Below are 6,024 nucleotides of genomic sequence, written 5' to 3' on the forward strand. Positions count from 1 at the left end.
CGGGCATGAGCGACTCCTACGCAGCCGCGGGCGTCGACATCGCCGAGGCGGACGCGGGCGTCCGCGCGCTCGTCGACGTCTTGCGCACGATCGATCCGGGCCGGCCCTCGCTGTCGGTGCTGCCCTCCGGGCACTACGCGAACGTGCTGAGAGTCGCGCCGAACCTCGGCATCGCGGTCGGCGCCGACGGCGTCGGCACGAAGGTGATCGTCGCCGAGCAGACCAGTCGCTACGACACCGTCGGGATCGACTGCATCGCGATGAACGTCAACGACATCATCTGCGTCGGTGCGGAGCCGATCGCCGTGCTCGACTACCTCGCGGTCGAGCAGGCCGACCCGGAGGTGCTCGCCGCGATCGCGCGCGGGCTGAAGGCCGGTGCCGAGCAGGCCGGGGTGGAGATCCCCGGCGGTGAGCTGGCGCAGCTGCCGGAGCTGGTGAAGGGCCACCCGTCGCCGCACGGCTTCGACCTCACGGGCGCGTGCTTCGGCACGATCGCGCTCGACGCGATCGTGACGGGCGACAAGATCGCCGCCGGCGATGCGCTGATCGGACTGCCGGCCTCCGGCGTGCACTCCAACGGCCTCACGCTCGCGCGCCGCGCGCTGCTGGAGCAGGGCGCGCTCGGCCTCGACGCCAAGCCCGCGGAGCTGGGCGGCGCCTCGATCGCCGACGCGCTGCTGGAGCCGACGGTCATCTACGTGCGCGCGATCCTTGACCTGCTGCGCAGCGAGATCCCGGTCCACGGCCTCGCGCACATCACCGGCGGCGGCGTGCTGAACCTGCTGCGGCTCGGCAAGGGGATCGGCTACAAGATCGACGCGCCGCTGCCCGTGCTCGGCGTCTTCGAGCTGATCGCGCGTCTCGGCGAGGTCGCCCCCGCCGAGATGTGGAAGGTCTTCAACATGGGCTGCGGCTTCGTCGCGACCGTCCCGGCGTCGCACGCCGACGCCGCGATCGAGCTGCTGTCGGCCCGCCACCCGGGCAGCGCCCGGATCGGCACCGTCACCACCAGATCCGGCACCGTCACGCTGCCCGGCCTCGGCCTGACCGGCAACGCCGACGGGCTCGCGGCGCGGCCCAGCTGACCTGCGCGGCGCGGCACGACTGACGCCTTGCGCTCGCGGCACGGCAGTGCCGGCGCACCCGTGCGCTCGGCGAGCTACCGCGGCAGCAGGCTCGGCGCCGCGCTCGCGACGCGGCTGTCGCCGACGGTCGCGACCGTGCCGAAGCGCTCCAGTTCGGCGCAGATCGCGCTGAAGCCCGCGGTGGCGCCGTCGTCGGCGGCAGCGAGGCGGCCGAGCATGCCGCTGAGGTCGCTCCGACGCGCGGCGAGGACCATGGCGTCGCCGGGGTTGGCATGTGCGTCACCGTCGGTCGCACTGGTCGCGCCGGCGACCTGCTCGAACTGCAGCGCGCGGCAGAGCGGCGCGAGGAAGCCGGCGTCGACGCGCGGCAGTCCGCGCAGGACGACGACGATCTCGCCGGGGCATCGGGCGACGAGCGGGGCGATCGCGCGGTCGACGCGGTCCGCCGGCTGATCGGGGCGCAGCACGACGACGTCGCCGTCGAGCTGATCGAGCAGCGGGTCGAGGGCGCGGGCGCGGGCTTCCGCGACGATCGCGACGCCGTGGCGCGGCTGCTCGGCGTCGAGCTCGGAGAGGCTCTCCAGGCAGCGCGCAGCCGCGGCGGCATCGCCGTCCTCGTCGTGCAGCACGACCAGCAGCGTCGCCGCGACGCGCACCAGCGTGGGCGGAGCGTCCGCGCCGTCCGCGGTTGACCTGGGCGCGCCGGCGTCGTCCACAGCGGAGTCGTGACCGACGGCCGGCGTCAGCAGTGGCAGCGACCACTTGCGGCGCAGCGCCATGTCGCAGGCATCCCACGCGGCTCTTTCGCCGAAACCGCCCTTCGTGTGGTGGATCACTCTCAGGTCGGCGGCGACGACGGTTCTGCCGGCGGCGCGCGCGCTGAAGCAGTAGTCGACGTCGTAGCCGTGGAAGCCGCTGAAGGCGTCGGTGTCGAAGCGCAGGTTGCGGACCGCCCACGGCGACAGCACCATCAGCATCCCGTCGACCGCGTCGGCCTCGCCCTCCGTCCCGGGCGTGCCGAGGTACCCGCGCGACTCCAGCACGTACCCGCGCGGCTCGCCGGCCCACCACGCGAGCGAGTCGACACCTGCCGCGCCGATCGTGCCGAGCACGGCGACCTGCGGATCGGCGAAGCGTCCCCGGATCCAGCCGCAGAAGCCGGGGTCGGCCAGCTCGATGTCCTGGTGCATCAGCACCAGCGCTTCCAAGTCGTCGCACGCGGCGAAATGGTCGAGCGCCTCGTTGTAGGCAGCGTGGATGGACCCATCCGCCGTCAGCTCGCCGAGCTGGCTGTCCGGCTCCGCCACGCGGCGGTAGCTTCTCGCCGCGTGCTCGGCGAAGACCTCGTCGTCACCGACGCAGACCACGAATCCGATCATTCGCTCAGACGGGGATCGCCTCTTCGCGGATCGCGATCGCGACCGCGTGGGCGCGGCTGGAAGCCTCGAGCTTGCGCATCACGTTGCGCAGGTGGGTGCGGACCGTGTGGGGGCTGAGCGAGAGCTCGTCGGCCATCGCCTCGGTCGAGCTGCCCTCGGCGACGAGCGCGAGCACGCGCAGCTCGGCGTCGGAGAGCGTCGCGGTGCGGCGGTCGCAGAGGGTGGCGAGGAGCGGGACCTGGGGGCGCGGCGAGGTCGGCATCGGCTCGGCGTCGCCGGCCTCGTTGAACCACAGGCCGCCGCCGGCGACCTGGCGCACCGCGGCCGCAAGCTCGACGATCGAGCGCCGCTTGGCGATCACGCCGGCCGCTCCCGCGTGGACGGCGAGCGCCGCCTGCTGCGGATCCTCGTCGTCGGTGTAGAGCACGACCGCGCTGCGCACGCCGCGCTGCACCAACCGTCGCAGCAGGACGATCCCGTCGGCGTCGGCGAGCTCCATCGCGACGAGCGCGACGTCAGGCTGGTATTTGCCGATCACCGCCTCGCCGCCGTCGCCGGTCGCCGCGCAGGCGACGACGTCGATCTCCTCAGGCTCCAGCAGCAGCGGCAGACCCTCACGCACGGGCGCGTGAGCATCGACGACGACGAGCGAGATGCCGCCGCGACGGGCGCTGATCGCGTGGCCGTCCTCGCCCGGGATGCGGCCCAGGCCGAGGCCGTCCGGATGTTCGTGGTGGAGCATCGAGTGCGCTATTCGCCGCCGGCCGCTCAACTCATGCGCACGTACCCGAGCGCAGAACCCTGCTCGTGCACGTTGCGTTTGACCTGGTCGGACGAGTTGCCTTCGATCGTCTGGATGCGACCGTCGGGCAGCACCTGCTCGACCATGCCGATGTGCTCGTCCCAGACGATCAGGTCGCCCGGGTTCGGGACGACACCGGGACCGTTGGGGACCGCGCGGCCGACGCGCTGCGCCCACGCGTAGACGTCGTCGACGCGGCCGAAGCCCTGGCCGTTGTCGCCCAGCGGCGTGCCGGCCTGCTCGCCCAGCCACGAGGTGAAGTATGCGCACCACGGACCGACGCCGCTGCCGGCGGTCGCCTCGCGGTAGGTCGCGATCCGAGGCGAGTCGTTGGAGCCGGGCGGGAACTCGGCCTGGCCGACCTCGCCCTGGGCGAGCGCGACCATCGCCTGCGCTCCGGCGGGAGCGCCGCCGTTGCTGGTCACCGGCACGGTCGCGTTGACAAAGCCGCCCGGACCGGAGATCGGGACTGCGGGCAAGGTGTTCGACATCGCGCCGTTGAGCAGGTTGGAGAACCCGTTCGCCGAGGAGGCGGTCGCGGTGACGGCGGTCGGAGCGGCTGTGCCCGCCGGAGCGGCGGCACCGCCGTTGGAGGGGACCGGGATGAGGTCCGGAGTGAAGGTGCTCTTGATCTCGTCGATCCGAGCGATGGCGGCAGCGAGGGACATCTCGCCTCCTTAATCGGCAGCGCTCACGATCCCTTGACCAATGCATGTGCGCCAAGACGAAAAGGGGCGGGCGGCCACCGGCCGCCCGCCCTCTCCGCGTTGCCCCGAAGGGCGGAACTTCGTGGTGCGTGTCTTAGCGCAGGAGCGAGAGGACGGCCTGCGGCGCCTGCTGGGCCTGCGCGAGCATGCTCGTGCCGGCCTGCTGCAGGATGTTGTTCTTGGTGAAGTTCACCATCTCCGCAGCCATGTCCACGTCACGGATCCGCGACTCGGACGCCGACAGGTTCTCCTGATACACGGACAGGTTGTTGTACGTGTGCTCCAGACGGTTCTGCACAGCGCCGAACGACGCACGCTGATCCGACACGGAGTTGATCGCTCTGTCGATGTCCGCCAGCGCCGTCGCGGCCGAGATCGTGATCGCCGGGACAGCCGTGTTGAGGTCGGATGTCGTCGCGTCGATCGTCTCTCTGTCGTTGGCGCCGACCTGGAACGTGATTCTGGTCGTGGTGCCGTCGAGCAGTCTGATGCCGTTGAACTGCGCGGTGTCGCGGATGCGTCTGATCTCGTCGGTCAGCTGCGTGACCTCGGAGACGATCGCCGCTCTGTCGGTCGTGGCCAGCGTGCCATTCGCGTGCTGGACCGCCAGCTCGCGGACGCGCTGCAGCATGCTGTGGACCTCAGTCAGCGAACCTTCCGCCGTCTGCACCAGCGAAATGCCGTCCTGGACGTTGCGCCGGGCCTGATCGAGGCCGCCGATCTGACCACGCAGCTTCTCCGAGATCGCCAGGCCGGCAGCATCGTCGGCAGCGCGGTTGATGCGGAAACCCGAGGAGAGGCGCTCCATCGACTTCGCCAGCTTGTTGCTCGTGCCCTCGAGGTTACGGTGCGCATTGAACGCCTCGACGTTCGTGTTGATACGAAGGGACATGCTCGATCTCCTTGATCGCCCTGAGCGACTCCATGTCGCCCTGCTTGTTGACGTACTCCAGACGGGCCGGAAGACGCCGGCCCCGTCTCACTGCGGTTCCCGTGCTAGCGCAGGAGCGAGAGGACGGCCTGCGGCGCCTGCTGCGCCTGCGCGAGCATGCTCGTGCCGGCCTGCTGCAGGATGTTGTTCTTCGTGAAGTTCACCATCTCAGCCGCCATGTCCACGTCACGGATCCGCGACTCGGACGCGCTCAGGTTCTCCTGGTAGACCGAGAGGTTGTTGTACGTGTGCTCGAGACGGTTCTGCACCGCGCCGAACGACGCACGCTGATCCGACACGGCGTTGATCGCTCTGTCGACATCCGCAAGGATGGTGGTCGACGTGAGGTCGATTCTGCCGACCGCTCTGCCGAGCGAGATCGTCGACGCGGAGATCGTCTCTCCGTCGTTGGCGCCAACCTGGAACGTCACCGTCGCGACGGTGCCGTCGAGCAGCTTGATGCCGTTGAACTGCGCAGTCGTACCGATCCGCTCGATCTCCTGCGTCAGCTGCGTGACCTCGGAGACGATCGCGCCTCTGTCCGTCGTCGCCAGCGTGCCGTTGTTGTACTGGACCGACAACTCGCGCACGCGCTGCAGCATCGAGTGAACCTCGGTCAGCGAACCCTCCGCCGTCTGCACGAGCGAGATGCCGTCCTGGACGTTACGACGCGCCTGATCGAGGCCGCCGATCTGACCACGCAGCTTCTCCGAGATCGCCAGGCCGGCAGCATCGTCCGCGGCACGGTTGATACGGAAACCCGACGACAAACGCTCCATCGACTTCGCGAGCTTGTTGCTGGTGCCCTCGAGATTCCGGTGCGCGTTGAACGCCTCGACGTTCGTGTTGATGCGAAGGGACATGTGCCCATCTCCTTGATGTCGTCCCAGGCAACTCCATGTCGCCCGTGGTCAACCCAGGGAATCGGCCCCGCCCTGAGCGTCTTGAGCGAGAGAGGGCGGCAACTGGACGGAGGTACGAGAAGAGGCGGGCGCAGTGCTGCCGCCCGCCCCTCGTTCGACCTGCTTGGACCTGCTCCCGCTTGCTTCTTGCTCTAGCGCAGGAGCGAGAGGACGGCCTGCGGCGCCTGCTGCGCCTGCGCGAGCATGCTCGTGCC

At 70.2% G+C, this 6,024-nt stretch carries 6 protein-coding genes; 1 reads left to right on the forward strand and 5 read right to left on the reverse strand.

The features are described from left to right. Nucleotides 1-5: 5 nt before the first annotated feature. On the forward strand, nucleotides 6-1,088 hold the full coding sequence (purM, locus tag Q7L65_RS13220) for a phosphoribosylformylglycinamidine cyclo-ligase (protein ID WP_304721814.1): 1,083 nt from the start codon (nucleotides 6-8) through the stop codon (nucleotides 1,086-1,088). Nucleotides 1,089-1,162: 74 nt separating this feature from the next. Here purM and Q7L65_RS13225 read toward each other — a convergent pair whose 3' ends face one another. The 5 genes from Q7L65_RS13225 to Q7L65_RS13245 all read right to left on the reverse strand — a co-directional run bounded on the left by Q7L65_RS13225 (nucleotide 1,163) and on the right by Q7L65_RS13245 (nucleotide 5,770). Then, nucleotides 1,163-2,467 (reverse strand): glycosyltransferase, encoded by a 1,305-nt coding sequence (locus Q7L65_RS13225; protein WP_304721815.1) that lies wholly within the window; start codon nucleotides 2,465-2,467, stop codon nucleotides 1,163-1,165. A 4-nt stretch (nucleotides 2,468-2,471) separates the two neighbouring features. After that, the gene (locus tag Q7L65_RS13230) at nucleotides 2,472-3,209 is read right to left on the reverse strand and encodes a response regulator transcription factor (protein ID WP_304721816.1); all 738 of its coding nucleotides are present in this window, start codon (nucleotides 3,207-3,209) and stop codon (nucleotides 2,472-2,474) included. Between the two features lie 26 nt (nucleotides 3,210-3,235). Then, the gene (locus Q7L65_RS13235; protein ID WP_304721817.1) at nucleotides 3,236-3,937 is read right to left on the reverse strand and encodes a CHAP domain-containing protein; all 702 of its coding nucleotides are present in this window, start codon (nucleotides 3,935-3,937) and stop codon (nucleotides 3,236-3,238) included. A gap of 133 nt (nucleotides 3,938-4,070) precedes the next feature. Then, on the reverse strand, nucleotides 4,071-4,868 hold the full coding sequence (locus Q7L65_RS13240; protein ID WP_304721818.1) for a flagellin: 798 nt from the start codon (nucleotides 4,866-4,868) through the stop codon (nucleotides 4,071-4,073). Between the two features lie 104 nt (nucleotides 4,869-4,972). Further along, nucleotides 4,973-5,770, reverse strand: a complete 798-nt coding sequence (locus tag Q7L65_RS13245) for a flagellin (RefSeq protein ID WP_304721819.1) — start codon at nucleotides 5,768-5,770, stop codon at nucleotides 4,973-4,975. Between the last annotated feature and the right edge of the window lie 254 nt (nucleotides 5,771-6,024).

This window comes from Conexibacter sp. CPCC 206217 (assembly GCF_030646165.1).
GTDB lineage: Bacteria > Actinomycetota > Thermoleophilia > Solirubrobacterales > Solirubrobacteraceae > Conexibacter.